The organism is Candidatus Avedoeria danica, assembly GCA_016703025.1.
Lineage (GTDB): Bacteria > Chloroflexota > Anaerolineae > Epilineales > Epilineaceae > Avedoeria > Avedoeria danica.
In genome coordinates this window covers 1,615,509-1,632,695 of the sequence record JADJCV010000004.1, presented here as the reverse complement: position 1 = coordinate 1,632,695, position 17,187 = coordinate 1,615,509, and the positions used below count along the sequence as shown (strand labels likewise).

The following is a 17,187-nucleotide window of genomic DNA, read 5'->3' as shown; positions in this document are numbered from 1 at the left end:
GACCGCCTCGGACCCGCAAAGCCATGCTCGTCGAGCTTGCCATCCGCGACTACGCGATCATCGATGACCTGCGCCTCCGCCTGGCAGGGGGCTTCAACGTGCTCACCGGCGAGACCGGCGCCGGCAAGTCGATCATCGTCGGCGCGCTCGGCTTGCTGCTCGGCGAGCGCGCCGATTCCAGTTCCGTGCGGGCCGGCGCCGAGCGGGCCCTCATCGAGGGCGTGTTCGAGCCCGGCGCGCGGGCCGATGCGCTGCGGCCCGTCCTGGAGGCCTACGGCGTCGACGAGGACCCGGTCCTCATCGTCGCCCGCGAGGTGCATGCCGAGGGGCGATCGACCGGGCGGATCAACGGCCGGGCCGTGCCGGTGCGCGCGCTGGCTGAACTCGGCGCGCTGATCGTGGACGTCCACGGCCAGAGCGACAACGTCTCGCTGAAGCGCGAGGCCGTCCACATCGACCTGCTGGATGCCTATGCCGGCATCGAGACGGACCGCGCCCGGTTGGCGGGCCGCGTTCGGCGTTGGCGGGCCGCCGGCGAGGAACTGGCGGCGCTGCAAGCCGACGAGGCCGCGCTCATGCGCCGCGCCGACCTGCTTCGCTTCCAGGTCGACGAGATCGGCGCCGCAGCGCTCGATGCCGATGAAGCCGCGGCGCTCAAAGCCGAACGCGCCCGACTGGCGAATGCGGAGCGGCTCGGCGCCCTGGCCGACGGCGCCTGGCAGGCACTGAAGGGCGACGACGAGACGCCCGGCGCCCTCGATCGCATCGACTCCGCAGCCCGCGCCGCCGACGACATCTGCAGCGTCGACCCGTCCGTCGCCGACGTCGGCGAGGCGCTGGCGGCCGCGCTCGAGAGCCTCGGCAGCGCGGCCGCCACGCTGCGCAGCTATCGTGATCGACTCGAGGCGGACCCGGAGCGGCTGGCGGCCGTCGACGAGCGGCTCGACCTCATCGGGACGCTCAAGCGCAAGTACGGGGCGGAGGTGGCCGACGTGCTGGCCTTTGCCGAGCGCGCGGCGGACGAGCTGTCGCACCTCTCCGGCGCCACGGCGCGGATCGGCGCGCTGGAGGCCGAGCGGGCGGCGCTGCTCGTGGAGATCGGCACGGACAGCGCCAAGCTGTCGGCTGCCCGAACGTCGGCCGGCAAGCGGCTGTCGGACGCCGTCGTCGTCGAGCTCGGGGATCTGGGCATGGCGGGCAGTCGGTTCGATATCGCCCAGACGCGGCGGCCGGACGATGCCGGTGCGCCCACGCCGGACGGCGCGTTTGCGTTCGACGAGCGCGGTGTCGACCGCGTGGCGTTCCAGGTGAGCACGAACCCGGGCGAGCCGCTCCTGCCGCTCGCGGCCGTGGCGTCCGGCGGCGAGACGGCGCGGATCATGTTGGCCCTCAAGCGCATTCTCACATCGGCCGACCGCGTCCCGACGCTCGTCTTCGACGAGGTCGACGCCGGGATCGGCGGGCGGATCGGCGATGTCGTCGGGCGCAAGCTCTGGCAGCTCGGGCGGCACCACCAGGTGCTGTGCGTGACCCACTTGCCGCAGGTTGCCGTGTTCGGCGACGTACACCACCACGTGCGCAAGACGGCCGTGGACGGGCGCACCCGGACGATCGTCGAACGGCTGGCCGACGCCGATCGCCTGGGCGAGGTCACGGCAATGCTCGGCGCGGCTTCCGACGCCGGGCGGCTGAACGCCGCCGAACTGCTGGCGGCGACCGCGGCGTGGAAGGACGAGCAGCGCGCGTGACCCGTGCGGATCGCCCGCGGAGGCGCACGTCGTTAGTCTGAAAAGCGGCGCCGGTCTTGACCCGTTTCTCTTTACGGGTATACTCGCTTCCGTACTTCCTGCCCGACGGCCCCGTCCCCCACCTGATCGGCGACCTCAAGGGGTCACCGTATCGCCGACCGCAGGCATTTCGTCTGAGGAAAGCGTGCCAAGCCGCGGGGCCGGTCTCGCGGGCGCAGACATCACCAAGGAGAGATGCCAAATGGCCTTCAGCACACAGAACAGCAAGGGCACCACCTACTTCCTGCACGCCAAGGACGTCACGCTGCGTGGCGGCCGGCAGCAGCGCCTGTTCTACTTCGCCAAGGCAGCCAGCACCGGTTCGCTCGATGCCGTGCCCGATGGCTACATGGTCGCCGAGTCCAAGAACGGCCTGCCCGTCCTCAAGAAGAAGGTCTAGGTCATCGCTGACCGGAACGCGGTGCTTTGCGGCGCCGTGCCCACACAGGCCAACGACACGCCCCTCGCCCGGCAACGGGCGGGGGGCGTGCTGCTTGTCGGGCGCGGCGCCTTCCAGGTTGTCGCGATCGGCAGCCCCCCATGAGCACCCCGCTGGGCTCCCGCGTCGCCCCCGGCACGCCCGCCGAGATCGCGGCGCGCTTCCGCGAGTGGGTGGCCGAGACCGGTTTGACGCTGTACCCGGCCCAGAACGAGGCGATCGACGCGCTGTTCGCCGGTCGCCACGTCATCCTGGACACGCCGACGGGCTCGGGCAAGACGCTCGTCGCCACGGCGCTGCAGTTCAAGGCGTTCTGCGACGGCGAGCGCTCGTTCTATACGGCGCCGCTGAAGGCGCTCGTGAACGAGAAGTTCTTCGCGCTGTGCCACCTCTTCGGCGCAGCGGACGTCGGCATGCTGACCGGCGACGCGGCCATCAACCACGACGCGCCGGTCATCGTCTGCACGGCCGAGATCCTGTCGAACATGTGCGTGCGCGGGACGGACGAACCGCCGCGGTGCGTGGTGATGGACGAGTTTCACTACTACGACGACCACGAGCGGGGCGCCGCGTGGCAGGTGCCGCTCGTCAGCCTGCCGGACACGCAGTTCCTGCTGATGAGCGCGACGCTCGGCGACATGCAGCCCCTCATCGAGCGCCTCGAAGCGGACACCGGGCGGCCGGCCACATGGGTGACGTCGTCGTTCCGCCCCGTCCCTCTGGACTACGTCTACCGCGACACGACGCTGGACATCACCGTCCGCCACCTCATCCGTTCCAACCTCGTGCCGGCCTACATCGTGAACTTCACGCAGCGCCAGTGCGCCGAGCAGGCACAGGCACTGACGAGCATCGACGCGCTCTCCAACGACGAGAAGCGGCACCTGAACGAGGTCCTCGCCGACGCCGACCTGGCGACGCCGTACGGCAAGACGATGCGCCATCTGCTGCGGCAGGGCGTCGGCATCCATCACGCCGGTCTCCTGCCGCGCTACCGCCTGCTCGTCGAACAGCTGGCCCAGGCCGGGCTCCTGAAGGTGGTCTGCGGCACGGACACGCTCGGCGCCGGCGTGAACCTGCCGATCCGGACCGTCGTCTTCACCGGCCTCTCGAAGTATGACGGCGAGAAGGTACGGATCCTGCGCGTGCGTGACTTCAAGCAGATCGCCGGCCGCGCCGGCCGCAAGGGCTTCGACGACCGCGGGACCGTGGTCTGCCAGGCGCCGCAACACGTCATCGACAACAAGCGCAAGACGGATCAGATGGTTCGCAAGAACGCCGGCCGCGGGCGCAAGGCGGCCACGTCGCGCCCCAAGCCGCCGCCGCGCGACGCCGTGCTCTGGACGCCGGAGACGTTCGAGCGCCTGATCGCCCAGCCGCCCGAGCCGCTCCAGTCCCGCTTCCGGATCACGATGGGCATGCTCCTGGACGCGCTGAACGGCGGGATCGAGGCGCCCCAGGGCGACGAGAACGCGGCCCCCGGCTACGCGACGCTCGTCGGCCTGATCGGCCGCAGCCACGACGGCCTGGCTCGCCGCCAACGGCACCTCAAGCGCGCCGCGTCGCTCTTTAGGAGCCTGCGCTCGGCGGGGATCATCGCCGTCCACGGCACCCCGCACGGCGGGCACGTGGCCGTCGATCCGGACCTCCAGGCGGACTTCACGCTCCACCACGCGCTCTCGCTCTTCCTGGCGGACGCCGTCGCCGGCCTGGACGGACGCGGCAAGCGCTACCCGCTGGACGTGCTGAGCCTCGTCGAGGCGATCCTCGAGCCGCCCGTCGTCGTCCTGCGCGCCCAGGCCGAGCACGCCAAGCGCGCGCTGCTCGATCGGCTGAAGATGCAGCGCGTCCCGTACGAGGACCGCCATCGCCAACTCCAGGCCGTCAGCTACCCGCAGCCGATGGCGGAGTACCTGGCGGCGGCGCTCGAAGAGTTCGCGAAGAGCCACCCCTGGGTGCAGCACGAGGACGTGACCCCCAAGTCCATCGTCCGCGACATGCTCGAGCACGCGGACGACTTCGGCGGCTACGTCCGGCGCTACGGCATCGAGCGCAACGAGGGCACGCTGCTTCGCTACATCGGCGAGGTCTGGCGGGCGCTCGCGCGGTCCGTGCCGGACGTCTACAAGACGCAGGCGATCTTCGACATCGAGGTCGCGCTGCGGACGCTCATCCTGACGACGGACGCGAGCCTGCTCAGCGAGTGGGAGCGCGTGCAGGCGGAGCAGGCGGCGAGGGCGCTGGATATGCAGACGGTGGCGGCGGGGTTGGCTGCCACCGAATGACCCCCCGCCTCCGCGCCGACCTCGCCCTCCTCGCGGTCACCGCCATCTGGGGCGCGACGTTCGTCATGGTGAAGGATGCCGTCGCGGTTGTGCCGCCGATGACGTTCAACGCCGTGCGCTGCGTGATGGCCGGCGCGGTGCTCGTGGCCATCGGCTGGCGGAGGCTCGTGCGGCTGGAGCGGCGGCTCGTCCTGGCCGGTATCGGCGTCGGGCTGGCGCTGACCGCGGGCTACACGCTCCAGGTGTTCGGCCTGCAGACGACGACGCCGGCGCGGGCCGGGTTCTTCACGGGGCTGGCGGTCGTCTTCGTGCCGTTCCTGAACTGGCCGGTGCTGCGCCGCCTGCCGCTGGCGAGCGATGTCGTGGCCGCGGTCGTCGCGGTCGCCGGCGTGGCGCTGTTGAGCGTGCAGGCGCTGCCGGCGGCCGCGGTCGGCGGGGCCGCAGCGGCCGCGCCCGCGACATCGTGGCAGCTCGGGCTGAACGACGGCGACTGGATGATCCTCGGCTGTGCCGTGGCGTTCGCCGTCCAGATCGTCGCGCTCGGGCGATATGCGCCCGATGCCGATCCCATCGCCCTCGCCACCGTCGAGATCCTGACGATGGCGGCGGTCTGCGGGCTCGTCGCGCCGTTGGCGGCGCCGGGCGGGCGGCTCCTCGGCGACGCGGCGTCGTGGCTGGCCGTGCCGGGCGGCGTGTGGTTCGCAGCGTGGTTCACGGGCGTCCTCGCCACGGCCGTCGCGTTCGTCGTCCAGGCGTCGGCGCAGCGGTTCACGAGCCCGGAGCGGACGGCGCTCGTGTTCGCGGGCGAGCCGCTGTTCGCGGCGGCGGCGAGCTGGTGGTGGATGGGGGAGCGGATGGGGGCGCTGGGGTGGGCGGGGGGGGCGCTGATCGTGGGGGCGATGGTGATTGGGGGGCGAAGCGGGGAGAGTAGCTGCGCACAACCAGACCGCATGCCCGCGGGTGCAATCGGGGCGGGTCGCCTTGCGACCGGGCGCAACGTTTCGTCGCGATCGGGTGTCCCCATGGTTGCCTGCGCGACCACTGCGCCGCCCTTACCAACGGAGCCGACATCCCATGAACGCGCGCCGCATGCCCATCTCGCTCCGGGACGACGCTCGGGGCACGACGTGGATTGTCGCGGCCCTCGTCGCGTGCCTCACCCTGCCGTCGCTGGCCGGCCGCGACGCGCCGCCGCTTGCCGCGGCCGCCGACGCGGCCGGATACGTTCGATTGCGCGTGGCCGCGCCGCTGACGACGACGGCAACGCCCGGCGGCTTCGTCACGGCCGACCCGTCGTCCTACCCCACCCGGCCAACGCCGACGCGCCTGCCGACGCTCGACCCGACGCCGAAGGACGGCCCGATCGTGGTGGGCGCCCCGCTCCCGACGCCGGCGCTGGCGGCCGATGCGATCACGGCGCGCACGGCGCTCGATCTCGTCGAGCTGAAGCGGCTCGTGCCGCCCGTCGCGGGGTGGGAGGGGGCGGTTTCGTTTTCACCCGACGCGAAGGTGATGTACACCATCTACGGCGCGGACCGTCTCGTCGCGCGTTCGACGCAGGACGGCGAGATCGGGTGGACGGCGACGGGCGGCGTCTCCAGGACGACGTGGCCTCGGGTGGCGGTGAGCCCGGACGGGCGGACGCTTGCCACGACCGGATACACGGGCCTGGTCCTCGTGGACGCGGCGACAGGGTCTGTGCTGCGGAGCGAATCGTGCTGCGCGGGCGGAGAGATCGCATTTGCCGACGGCGGGCGTCAGCTGGCTGTGCTGCGCCGCGCGGGCTACGCCGCGGCATGGGACGTGGCCACCGGCGCGCTCCTCGCCGACCGTGAGGTGGCACGAGACGCGGGGGTGTCGGCGCACCTGCGGCCCGGTACCGCCGAGGTCAGTGCCGTGACGTGGAGGGTGAACGCATTGGTGGTCCGCGACATCCTGACCGGCGGCGAACGCTGGTCGTCACCGCCGCCGGCGGGCACGGGTGGCACGACGGGCGGACTCACGTGGTGGTCGCCCAACGGACGATTCGTCGGCTGGCCCGTTGCTGATGGCCGCCTCGCATCCGGCCAATGGATGTGTAGATCCGATCTGAGCGCATTGCCGACGTGCGTTCCGCTGACCGTGCACCCCATCTCAACCGTGGCGTTCGGCCCGCCGGCCATCGTCCACGTCTCCAACCACGGACTCGTCGTCATGGCGGGCGAGCGACACAGCCATCCAGGCGTGTGTCAAACGTTGGGGATCGATGTCTGGGACGGCGAACGGTCGAAACGATCGCTCGTCGAATGGAACAGGCGGAACGTGGACAGCGTCGACGTGAGCCCGGATGGCTCGCTGCTGGCCGTCACCCACACCGCGTGTGACGGCGACGCGGACGTGCGGACGTCGCTCATCGCGCTCGACAGGGGCCTCGTCGTCGCCCACCTCGCCGGTGTCCACCTGCAAGGATTTTCGCCGGACGGCCGTCGGTTTGTAGCCGGGGCCATCCAGGCGAAGGGCGGGGGGCTGCGATTGTACGGGGTTGTGCCGGGCAGCGGCGTGGGCAGGCGGGCGTGGTTGCCGGTGGTATGGGCGGGGCGGTGATGGGGGGTGATCGTGCGGCGCAACGCGTCGATCGACGCGTTGCAACTCGCCACACGGGTCGGCCGCAGCGCGCACCGCCTGTCGTTCCTACGCCCGCATCGCCCGATCCCTCGCCACGCCCATCCCACCCCCTACGCGGACGTTGGGTGGGACCCACCGTTGGAGGCACCTCGGTCCGGCGACGGGGTCTGAACGTCGATCGGAACGGCGGCGGGGGTGCTGATCTTGCCGTTGACCCCGCCGTCCCCGGCCGTGGGCGTGTCTTCGGCGGGCGGCGGCACCGCATCTGCCTCCACCCCCTCGAACTGGCTCGCGTACAGCTTCGCATAGGCCCCGCCCTCCGCCAGCAACGTCGTGTGCGTCCCGCGCTCGACGATGCGGCCTGCCTCGAGCACGATCACCTGATCCGCATCCCGGATCGTCGACAGCCGGTGGGCGATGACGAAGCTCGTGCGGCCGGCGAGCAGCTTGGCCAGCGCGGCCTGGATCAGGCGCTCCGTGCGCGTGTCGACGCTGCTCGTCGCCTCGTCGAGGATGAGGATGCGCGGGTCGGACAGGGCGGCGCGGGCGATGGCCAGCAGCTGGCGCTGGCCTTGGCTCAGGCCGGCGCCGCGCTCGCCCAGGACGGTGTCCCAGCCGTCGGACAGGCTGCCGACGAAGCCGTCGACGTGCGCCAGCGCGGCGGCCGCCTTCACCTCATCGTCCGTCGCGTCGGGGCGGCCGTAGCGGATGTTCTCCAGGACGGATGCGGCGAAGAGGAACGTGTCCTGGAGGACCATCCCGATCTGCGACCGCAGGCTCTCCTGCGTCACGGACCGTACGTCGTGGCCGTCGATCGTCAGGCGCCCGGCGGTGACGTCCCAGAAGCGCGGGATCAGGTTGATCAGCGTCGTCTTGCCGGCGCCGGTCGGGCCGACGATCGCCACGGTCTGGCCCGGCTCGGCCACGAGGTCGATCGCGGAAAGGATCGGGCGGCCGGCCGTGTACTCGGCGCCCACGCCGTCGAACACGACGCGGCCGTGCACGGGCGGCAGGGCGACGGCGCCGGGGGCGTCCGTGATCTCCATCGGCTCGTCCAGGAAGCCGAAGATGCGCTCGGCGCCGGCGATCGCGTTCTGGAGGTTCGTCCAGAGCAGGGCGATGTTCTGAATCGGCTGCGACAGCCGCTGACTGTAGCCGATGAACGCGACGACGAGGCCGACCGTGAACAGCGTGCCGAAGACCGGCGTCCCGCGGGTGGCCCACGCCGCGCCGAAGCCGACGACGAGCGCGATCGCGAGCCAGCCCAGCAACTCGAGCGTCGGGCCGAGGGCCGCCGTGTAGGCCACGGCCCGCACGTTCGCGTCGCGGTTCGCCTGGTTCGTCCGGGCGAAGCTGGCGATGTTCTCGTCCTCGCGGCCGAACGCCTGGACCTCGCGTACGCCGGCGATGCTCTCCTGCAGGTCGGCGCTGACCGCCCCGAGCTCGCGCCGGCTGACGCGGAACGCGGCGCGGGCGCGGCCGGACAGGAATCGCGTGGCCAGCAACATGAACGGCACCATCGCCAGCGCGAGCAGCGCGTACACCACGTTCGCCTGCACCATCGCCACGGTGAGGAGGGCGATCTGCAGCAGGCTGCCGATCACTTGAACGAGCGCGAAGTTCACCGCTTGCTGCAGCGTATCGGCATCGCTCGTCAGACGGCTCATCACGTCGCCGACCTCATGCTTCGTGTGCCAGCTCATCGACAGGCGGTGGATCTGGTCGAAGATCTCGGTGCGCACCTTGACGAGCACGCGCTGGCCGACGCGGCTCATCGCGTAGAACATGACGCCCGCCATGGCCGCGCCGATCACGTACAGCAGCGCGATCAAACCGACGAGCCGCCCGAGCCCCGCCGCGTCCTGACCCGGGTTGTCCGTCCACCAGCACGCGGCGGCCGATGCCTTGCCGACCGCCAAGTAGCAGTCCACCGCCTGGCCGATCAGCCCGGGCGTGATCGCCACCGTGGCGCTTTGGACGATGACGAGCCCGGCGACGACCGCCAGCGCACCTACGTGCGGCCGGAAGTAGCGCCCCAGCCGCCGCAGCGTCGCGCCGACGTGCGTCGGCTTGCGGACCTCGGTGTCGAAGAACCGTCGGCCGCCGTCCATCCCGCCGATCACGAGGCCACCGCCGCGTGCTGCGCGTCATCGACGAGCTGGCTGGCGACGATCTCGACGTACGTCGGGCTCGATTCGAGGAGCTCGGCGTGCGTCCCCCTGGCGGCGATCGTGCCCTTGTCCAGCACGAGGATCACGTCCGCGCGTCGGACCGTGCTGACCCGTTGGGCGATGACGAAGCTCGTCCGGCCCTCCATCAGCGCATCGAGCGCGCGCTGGATCGCAAGCTCCGTCGTCAGGTCGACGGCCGACGTCGCGTCGTCCAGGATGAGGATCCGCGGGTCCATCAGGATCGCGCGCGCGATCGCGATGCGCTGTTTCTGGCCGCCGGAGAGCGTCGTGCCGCGCTCGCCGACCGGCGTGTCGTAGCCCTCGGGCAGCGCCTCGATGAACGCGGCGGCCTGCGCGGCTCGCGCGGCGGCGCGGACGTCTTCGAGCGTGGCCTCAGGGCGGCCGAAAGCGATGTTGTCGCGGATCGTCCCCGAGAACAGCGTCGTTTCCTGGAGGACGATGCCGACCTGGCGGCGAAGGCTCTCGAGCGTGATGTCGCGCACATCTCGGCCGTCGATCGTCACCGCGCCGTCGGTGGCGTCGTAGAAGCGCGGGATGAGGTTGATGATCGTCGACTTGCCGCTGCCGGTGGCCCCGAGGAGCGCCACGGTCTGGCCGGGCGCGGCCTCGAACGAGACGCCGCGCAGGATCGCGTCGCCGCTTCGGAAGTAGCGGAACGTGACGTCCTCGAATGCGACGCGCCCAAGTGCGGCGGCGAGCGGCTGAGCGTTGGGAGAGTCGATGATCTCGTTTTGGGTATCCAGAATCTCGAAGATCCGGCCGGCCGACGTGTTCGCCTGCGCCAGGAGCGCGACGATGAAGCCGAGCTGGCCGATCGGCAGGAAGGCGTAGATCAGGTAGAGCTGGAACGTGTTCCAGGCGCCGATCGACATCCCGCCCGCCTGCACCTCGAGACCGCCGAACCAGACGACGAGCGCCTGGCCGAGATTGGCGGTGAGGAAGACGGCCGGGAAGAGGAAGCTCAGCACGCGGCTGGCCTTCAGCTGCTGGACCATGAGCGCTTCGGCGGACGCTTCGAAGCGCGCCTTCTCGCGGTCCTCGCGGGCGAACGCGCGCACGACACGGATGCCGGCCAGGTTCTCCTGGAGGACCGAGTTCATCAGCCCAAGGCGCATCTGGACCTGGCCGAACAGCGGTTGCACGATCCGGCCGAACACGACGAACAGCCCGATGGCCACCGGCAGGATCGGCACGACGACCCACGTCACGCGGGCGTTGATGCTGAACAGGATGGCCAGGATGCCGACGAGCATGAGCAGCGCCTGCAGCGCGATGACGAAGCCCTGGCCGAGGAACATCCGGACCTTCTCGACGTCGTCCGTGGCGCGGACCATGAGTTGGCCGGTCTGGTTGCGGTCGTGGTAGCTGAACGAGAGCCGCTGGATCTTGCCGAACAGGTCGTTGCGCATCGTCAAGGCGACGTTCTGGCTGGCGACCTCGGCCAGGAACCCTTGGCCGAACGCGAACAGTGCCCGCACCGCCCCGACGGCGACGATGCCGCCCACGGCCCAGTAGAGCGGTGTGAGGTCGACGGCCGGTCCGCCGGCGTGCACGAGCTGCTTCGTCGCTTGCCCGGCGTCGCCGACGAGCTTGGCGCCGCCGCTGCCCCGCGCCGCGTCCGCCGCGCGCACGACGTCGATGATCTGTTGGACGAGCAGCGGGATCGCCAGCTGGCACGCCGTCGCGACGGCCACTGCGGCGTACGTCGTCAGCGCGATCTTGCGCTGCTGGTTGAGAAAGGCGATCGCCCGCCGCAAGCCGCCTGGCCGAGCGGTCTTCTTCACCCCTCCCCCGGCATTGAGGGAAGGGTCGGCGTGCCCAGCGCGCCCGGGGCGGGGGCCGCCCCGCTCGTCATCGGTCACCGTCGTCATTTCACATCGTCCCAGTTGTCCCCGACCCCGACCTCCACCACGAGCGGCGGGTCGAGCGGATAGGCGGTCTCCATCGTCGTGCGCACGAGTTCGACAACGCGCGGCACCTCGGCCTCGGGCGCCTCGAGGACGAGCTCGTCGTGCACCTGCAGGAGGAGCCGGCCCTGCAGGCCCTCCGCTTCGAGCTTGTCGTGGATGTGGATCATCGCGATCTTGATGATGTCGGCCGCCGTGCCCTGGATCGGGTGGTTGATCGCCTCGCGCTCGGCCGAGGCCTGCAGCATCCGCGTCCGGCCGTCCGCCGTCGTCGAGCGCAGGATCGGGAAGGCGCGGCGGCGGCCGAGGAGCGTCGTCACGTAGCCTTGGTCCTTGGCGAGCTGCTTGGTCGTGGCGATGTAGCTCGCGATGCCCGGGAAGCGCGTGAAGTAGGCGTCGACGAACTGCTTGGCCTCGGCCAGCGGGATCCCGGCCTGCTCGGCCAGGCTGCGGGCGCCCATGCCGTAGAGCAGGCCGAAGTTCACGCGTTTGGCGAACGAGCGTTGGTCGGACGTCACGGCCTCCGGCGCGATGCCGAGAACCGTCGCCGCCGTCGCGCGGTGGATGTCCTCGCCGCCCTTGAACGCCGCCACGAGCCCGGCGTCCTTCGTGATGTGCGCCGTGATCCGGAGCTCGACCTGCGAGTAGTCGGCGGCGATCAGCTTCCAACCGGGCGGCACGATGAACGCCTGGCGAACCTCCTTGCCGAGCGCCGTGCGGATCGGGATGTTCTGGAGGTTGGGGTCGGTGGAGGCCAAACGGCCGCTGACGGCGCCGGTTTGGTTGAACGAGGTGTGCACGCGGCCGGTGGCGGGCTTGACGAGCTTGGGCAGGGCATCCAGGTACGTGCCCTTCAGCTTGGACAGCTGGCGGTGCTCCAGCGCCAGGTCGACGACCGGGTGGGCGCCGCGCAGGCTTTCCAGGACGTCAGCAGCGACGGACGTGCGCCCCGTGGCGGTCTTGCGGGCACCGGGCGCGGTCAGGCCGAGGGTGTTGAACAGAATCTCGCCGAGCTGCTGCGGCGAGCTGAGGTTGAAGTCGACGCCGACCGCCGCGCGCACTTCGTCCTCGATTTCGTGCAGCCGCGACCCGAGCCGCGCGCCCATCTCGCCCAGCCTCACGGTGTCGATGAGCACGCCGGCGCGCTCCATGTCCACGAGCACGGGCACGAGCGGCACGTCGACCTCGGTCAACAGCGGGCGGAGGCCCAGCTCGTCGAGCTCGTCCGACTGCCTGTTCATCAGCCGCAACGTGACGTCGGCGTCCGCCGCGGCGTACGGCGCGGCGTGCGCGATGTCGACGTGGTCCATCGTGATCTGGTGCTTGCCGGTGCCCAGCAGGTCGGTGATCTCCGTCATCCGCACGCCCAGCTTGCTGCCGGCCAGCGTCTTGAGCCCCATCCGCCCGCCCGGGTCGATCAGGAACTCGGCCAGCATCGTGTCGTACGTCACGCCCTGCACGTCGATGCCGTGCTGCGCGAGGACGACGACATCGTACTTGGCGTTGTGGCCGACCTTGGGCCGCGCCGGGTCCTCGAGGACGCCCTTGAGCGCCGCCAGGACGTCGGCCATCGGCAACTGCTCGCCCTCGGCGTGCCCGACCGGCACGTACCAGCCCGCACCTTCGGTCACGGCGAACGACAGGCCGACGAGCGCCGCGTCGAGCGGGTCGGTGGCCGTCGTCTCGGTGTCGAAGGCGATGATCGGGGCGGCGACGAGGGCGGCGACGAGGGCGTCGAGGCCGGCGCGGTCGCGGACGATCGTCGTGGCGGTGATGTCGGCGGGGGGCGGGATGGGCGTGCCGTCCGCTTCGGCTTCCGGGAACATGGACAGCTGCGCCGGGCGCGTGGAAGTCGTGCGCGGGGTCTTTCGGCCCGCGCCCACCGCCGTGGTCCCCGTCGCCGACGCCCCCGCCGCCGCCCCGTTGCCGTCGCCTGTCGCGCCTGCGCCGACGCCGCCGGGCGGCAGCCGGTGGCGGATCGAGCGGAACTCGAGGCGGTCGAAGAGGTCGAGGACGGGGGCGACGTCGTAGCTGTGGACGGCGCACTGCTCCCACGTGACGTCCAGCGGCACGTCCGTGCGGATCGTCACGAGGTCCTTGGACAGGAACGCCATGTCGCGGCCGGCTTCGAGGGCGTTCTGGGCGCGCGGCGGCGTCACCTCATCGAGATGGTCGTAGATCCCCTCGACCGTGCCGTACGCCTTCAGCAGCTGCCCGGCGCCCTTCTCGCCGATCCCGCGCACGCCCGGTATGTTGTCGCTGGCATCGCCCTTGAGTGCCTTGAAGTCGATCAGCTGCACCGGCGTCAGCCCATCGTAGCGCGCCGCGACGGCCGCTTCGTCCCAGACCGCGACGTCGCTCCACAGCCGGCCGGGCGACATCACGCGCACGTTCGGGCGGATGAGCTGGAACGAGTCCGAGTCGCCGGTGACGATGAGGACGTCGATTCCGTCGGCGGCGGCGCGGCGGGCCACGGTGCCGAGGATGTCGTCCGCCTCGTAGCCCTCAGCCGTGAGCGCCGGGATGTCGAACGCCTCGACGAGCTCGCGGATCAGGTCGATCTGCGGGACGAGCTCGTCGGGCATCTTCATCCGCGTGCCCTTGTACTCGGCGAACAGGTCGTCGCGGAACGTCCGCCCGAGGTCGAACGCCACGGCCAGGAAGTCCGGCCGCTCGTCGATCCAGGTCTTGATCAGCATGTTCGCGAAGCCGTACACCGCGTTCGTGTACGTGCCGCCGGCCGTCGAGAACGACGGCTTGCCGTGGCGGTCGACGTGCGGGAGGCCGTAGAAGGCGCGGTAGGCGAGGCTGTGGCCGTCGATGATGATGAGCTTGCGGGGGCGGGGGGTGGGCGTCATGGAAGGCGGGGCGGCAGATGGGGCCGACGAGGGCGACGCATGCGTCGCCCCTACGCGGGGGGAGGTGGCGGAGCCGTGGGGGGGCGTTTCACGGGCGAGGTCGTCGGTGACGGGGGGGCGCGACGTGATGTAGGCTGCGTCGGTCGGCAGGTATGCCGTTGCCGCGTCGAATGCCACACACAGCGGCGCGTGGTCGCTGGCGCCCTTGCCGCTCCGCTCGTACCGGTCGACGGCCGCCGCGACCAGCCGGCCGGCGAGGGGCGCCGTCGTCCAGACGTGGTCGATCCGCAGGCCGTCGTCCTTGTCGAAGCCCTGGCCCTGGTAGTCCCACCACGACCAGATGCCGCCGGCCGGATGGTGGCGGCGGAACAGGTCGACGAGGCCCCTGTCGGCGATGCGGGCGAGTGCGGCGCGGGCTTCGGCATGACACAACACGCTGTCGGCCCAGCGCGCCGGATTGCCGACATCGCGGTCGTCCGGGGCGACGTTGAAGTCGCCGCACAGGGCCAGCAGCTCGTCGGGCGCATGGTGCGCGGCCAGATAGCGCTCGAGGCGCGCCATCCAGGCCAGCTTGTAGCGCCACTTGTCGCTGCCGACGGTCTCGCCGTTCGGGAAGTAGGCCGAGATCACGCGCACACCCTGCACGGTGCCGGCGATCAGGCGCGCCTGCGGGTCGTCGACGCCGTCGTCCAAGCCGATGCGGACGTCCGTGATCGGCGTCCGCGACAGGATCGCGACGCCGTTGTAGGCGCGCATGCCATGGATCGCCGCGTGGTAGCCGGCGGCCTCGACGGCCGCCAGCGGAAACGCCTCGTCGACGACCTTCAGCTCCTGCAGGCACACGACGTCGGGTTCGGCGGCGGCGAGCCAGGCCAGCAGCCGTTCCTCGCGCACCTTGATCGAGTTCACGTTCCAGGTCGCGATGAGCATCCTGTTCACCTTGGCGTCGTGGCGATCGACGTCCGGCACGGTCGGCGTCAACGGCGATCGCACGTCGATGCGGACCGGGCCCGGAGCCCGTAGCCGGCTTCAGCCGGCCGCGTCATTGTAGCCCGGCGGTTCGTCGCCGGGCGCTCGCCCTGCGACTTCCTCCGACATCTCCCTCCGCCGGCTTCCGCATCCCGCTCCCCTCGCCCGAATCTCTTCGCCCCGCCGCCCGTTATAGCCTATGCTTCTCGTCATAGCCTATGCTTTTCGTCGCGATCACGGTTTGCAGGCCTGTGTTCATGGGAATGGCAGGCCAGGGGACTCACAGGGGGCCATACGAGCCATGCGGACGCTGTTCATCGGCGACGTGCACGGCTGCGCCCAGGCGCTGTCCGCGCTGCTTGCCCGCCTCGACTACGACCGTCACACGGATCGACTCTACCTCACCGGCGACGCCTTCTCGCGCGGCCCCGACCCGCTCGGGGTCTGGGACATCGTGCGCGCCACCGGCGCCGAGATGGTGCTGGGCAACCACGACGACTGGCTGATCCGGTTGCTGGAGGATCGCCTCTCCGGCGGCACGCTCTGCCTCGAGAAGGACAAGGATCGCGATCAGGTCGCGGCCCTGTGGCCCGTCGCGGACGACGTGCTCGCCTGGCTCAAAGCCCGTCCGTTGTACATCGACACGCCGGAGTTCCTGCTCGTTCATGCCGGCGTCCACCCGAAGGCCGGCCTGGCGGGCACGGACCGGTCGCAGCTCCTGACGATCCGGCTCTGGCCCCCCGCCAAGGGCATCGTCGGCCCGCGCTGGCACGACTTCTACGAGCCCGCCGACAAGCCGATCATCTTCGGCCACGACGCGCCCGGCGGCCTCGTCGTCAAGCGCCGCCGGGACGGCACGCCGTACGCCGTCGGGTTGGACTCGGGCTGCGTATACGGGCGTTCGCTGACGGGCTACATCCTCGAGGACGATCGCATCGTCCAGGTGCCCGGCTGGGAGGACTCGCCCTGGCGCCCGGAGGCGCTCGCACCGGCCGGGTCCGCCTGGCGACCCGGCGCCGCGCCGTTCGGCGCGCCCGCGTCACCGAACGGCTGATCCGTGCGCTGGTCGATCAAGCTCGGACGTCCATTCGGCATCGACATCTACATCCACGCCACGTTCGTCCTGCTGCTCGCGTATCTGGGCGTCTCGACCTATCTGCGGGATCGCAGCTTCGCAGCCGCGCTCGAGGGCGTCTTCTTCTTCGTCCTCCTCTTCGGCTGCGTCCTGCTACACGAACTCGGCCACGCCGTCGCCGCCCGCCGCTACGGCATCCCGACGCGCGACATCACGCTCTACCCCATCGGCGGCGTCGCGCGCCTCGAGCGGATGCCGTCCGAACCGCGGCAGGAGCTCGTCGTCGCCGTCGCCGGACCGCTCGTGAACGTGGCCATCTTCGCCGCGCTGTTCGCTTGGTTGGGTGCGACCGGTTCATGGATCCCGTTCGCCGGGCTGAGCACGGCCACGGGCCCGCTCCTGGAGCGGCTGGCCGTGATCAACCTCTCGCTGGCCGTCTTCAACATGATCCCGGCGTTCCCGATGGACGGCGGCCGCGTCCTGCGCGCCCTCCTGGCCCTGCGCCTGCCCTACGCCCGCGCCACCCGCGTCGCCGCCAGCCTCGGCCAGGGCATCGCGCTCCTGTTCGGCCTGCTCGGACTGTTCGGCAACCCGATCCTGTTGTTCATCGCCTTCTTCGTCTGGATCGCAGCCGGGCAGGAGGCCGGCGCCGTGCAGGCGCAGGCCGCCCTCGGCGGGATAACGGTCGCCCACGCAATGCTGACGCGCTTCGACGTCGTCGCGCCGTCCGACCCGCTCCACCGCGTGACCTCGCTCATCCTCTCCGGCAGCCAAGCCGACTTCCCGGTCGTCGACGATGGCGTGCTCGTCGGCGTCGTGCTGCGCACCGAGCTCTTCGCCGCCCTCCACCGCCAGGCGCTCGACACGCCCGTCGCCGACCTCATGCGCCGCGATTTCCCGCGCGCCGGCGCCGACGAACGGCTCATCGACGCCGTCGGCCGGATGCAGGGCGCCGGCATCCAGGTGGTGCCCGTGGAGGCCGACGGTCGGCTCGTCGGCCTGCTGACGATCGAGAACGTGGGCGAGTTCCTGGCGATCCAAGCCGCCGGCCAGCGCCGCGATCGGTGACGG

At 71.1% G+C, this 17,187-nt stretch carries 10 protein-coding genes; 7 read left to right on the top strand and 3 right to left on the bottom strand.

What is annotated here, in order from left to right:
- Positions 1-23: 23 nt before the first annotated feature.
- From recN to IPG72_09900, 5 genes are all read left to right on the top strand, one after another.
- A complete protein-coding gene (gene recN, locus IPG72_09920; GenBank protein ID MBK6769300.1) occupies positions 24-1,748 on the top strand; it encodes a DNA repair protein RecN in 1,725 nt (574 codons plus the stop codon).
- A gap of 241 nt (positions 1,749-1,989) precedes the next feature.
- Entirely contained in the window at positions 1,990-2,187 is a 198-nt protein-coding gene (locus IPG72_09915; GenBank protein ID MBK6769299.1) for a hypothetical protein, read from the top strand.
- Between the two features lie 140 nt (positions 2,188-2,327).
- A complete protein-coding gene (locus IPG72_09910; protein ID MBK6769298.1) occupies positions 2,328-4,511 on the top strand; it encodes a DUF3516 domain-containing protein in 2,184 nt (727 codons plus the stop codon).
- Complete coding sequence (locus IPG72_09905) at positions 4,508-6,346, top strand: DMT family transporter (protein ID MBK6769297.1); 1,839 nt, start codon at positions 4,508-4,510, stop codon at positions 6,344-6,346. The genes IPG72_09910 and IPG72_09905 overlap by 4 nt, the downstream gene beginning before the upstream one ends.
- 19 nt (positions 6,347-6,365) lie before the next feature.
- Positions 6,366-7,094 (top strand): WD40 repeat domain-containing protein, encoded by a 729-nt coding sequence (locus tag IPG72_09900; GenBank protein MBK6769296.1) that lies wholly within the window; start codon positions 6,366-6,368, stop codon positions 7,092-7,094.
- A gap of 131 nt (positions 7,095-7,225) precedes the next feature.
- Here the strand turns inward: IPG72_09900 and IPG72_09895 are convergent, their stop codons facing one another.
- The 3 genes from IPG72_09895 to polA are packed head-to-tail and all read right to left on the bottom strand — an operon-like array spanning position 7,226 to position 15,065.
- Positions 7,226-9,238, bottom strand: a complete 2,013-nt coding sequence (locus IPG72_09895; protein ID MBK6769295.1) for an ABC transporter ATP-binding protein — start codon at positions 9,236-9,238, stop codon at positions 7,226-7,228.
- Positions 9,235-11,178, bottom strand: a complete 1,944-nt coding sequence (locus IPG72_09890; protein ID MBK6769294.1) for an ABC transporter ATP-binding protein — start codon at positions 11,176-11,178, stop codon at positions 9,235-9,237. The genes IPG72_09895 and IPG72_09890 overlap by 4 nt, the downstream gene beginning before the upstream one ends.
- Positions 11,175-15,065, bottom strand: coding sequence for a DNA polymerase I (gene polA / locus IPG72_09885; protein MBK6769293.1), 3,891 nt, complete (start codon positions 15,063-15,065; stop codon positions 11,175-11,177). The genes IPG72_09890 and polA overlap by 4 nt, the downstream gene beginning before the upstream one ends.
- A 277-nt stretch (positions 15,066-15,342) precedes the next feature.
- Between polA and IPG72_09880 the strand changes: the two genes are divergently transcribed.
- Both IPG72_09880 and IPG72_09875 read left to right on the top strand, forming a co-directional pair.
- Positions 15,343-16,095 (top strand): metallophosphoesterase, encoded by a 753-nt coding sequence (locus tag IPG72_09880; GenBank protein ID MBK6769292.1) that lies wholly within the window; start codon positions 15,343-15,345, stop codon positions 16,093-16,095.
- 3 nt (positions 16,096-16,098) lie between these two features.
- Positions 16,099-17,184 carry a site-2 protease family protein gene (locus IPG72_09875; GenBank protein MBK6769291.1) on the top strand — a complete coding sequence of 362 codons (1,086 nt, stop codon included), beginning with the start codon at positions 16,099-16,101 and terminating at the stop codon, positions 17,182-17,184.
- Positions 17,185-17,187 lie beyond the last annotated feature (3 nt).

Excerpts from the sequence above, each read along its gene's own strand:
- recN (MBK6769300.1), top strand. The coding sequence starts at position 24 with ATGCTCGTCGAGCTTGCCATCCGCGACTACGCGATCATCGATGACCTG.
- IPG72_09915 (MBK6769299.1), top strand. The coding sequence starts at position 1,990 with ATGGCCTTCAGCACACAGAACAGCAAGGGCACCACCTACTTCCTGCAC.
- IPG72_09910 (MBK6769298.1), top strand. The coding sequence starts at position 2,328 with ATGAGCACCCCGCTGGGCTCCCGCGTCGCCCCCGGCACGCCCGCCGAG.
- IPG72_09905 (MBK6769297.1), top strand. The coding sequence starts at position 4,508 with ATGACCCCCCGCCTCCGCGCCGACCTCGCCCTCCTCGCGGTCACCGCC.
- IPG72_09890 (MBK6769294.1), bottom strand. The coding sequence starts at position 11,178 with ATGACGACGGTGACCGATGACGAGCGGGGCGGCCCCCGCCCCGGGCGC.
- IPG72_09880 (MBK6769292.1), top strand. The coding sequence starts at position 15,343 with ATGCGGACGCTGTTCATCGGCGACGTGCACGGCTGCGCCCAGGCGCTG.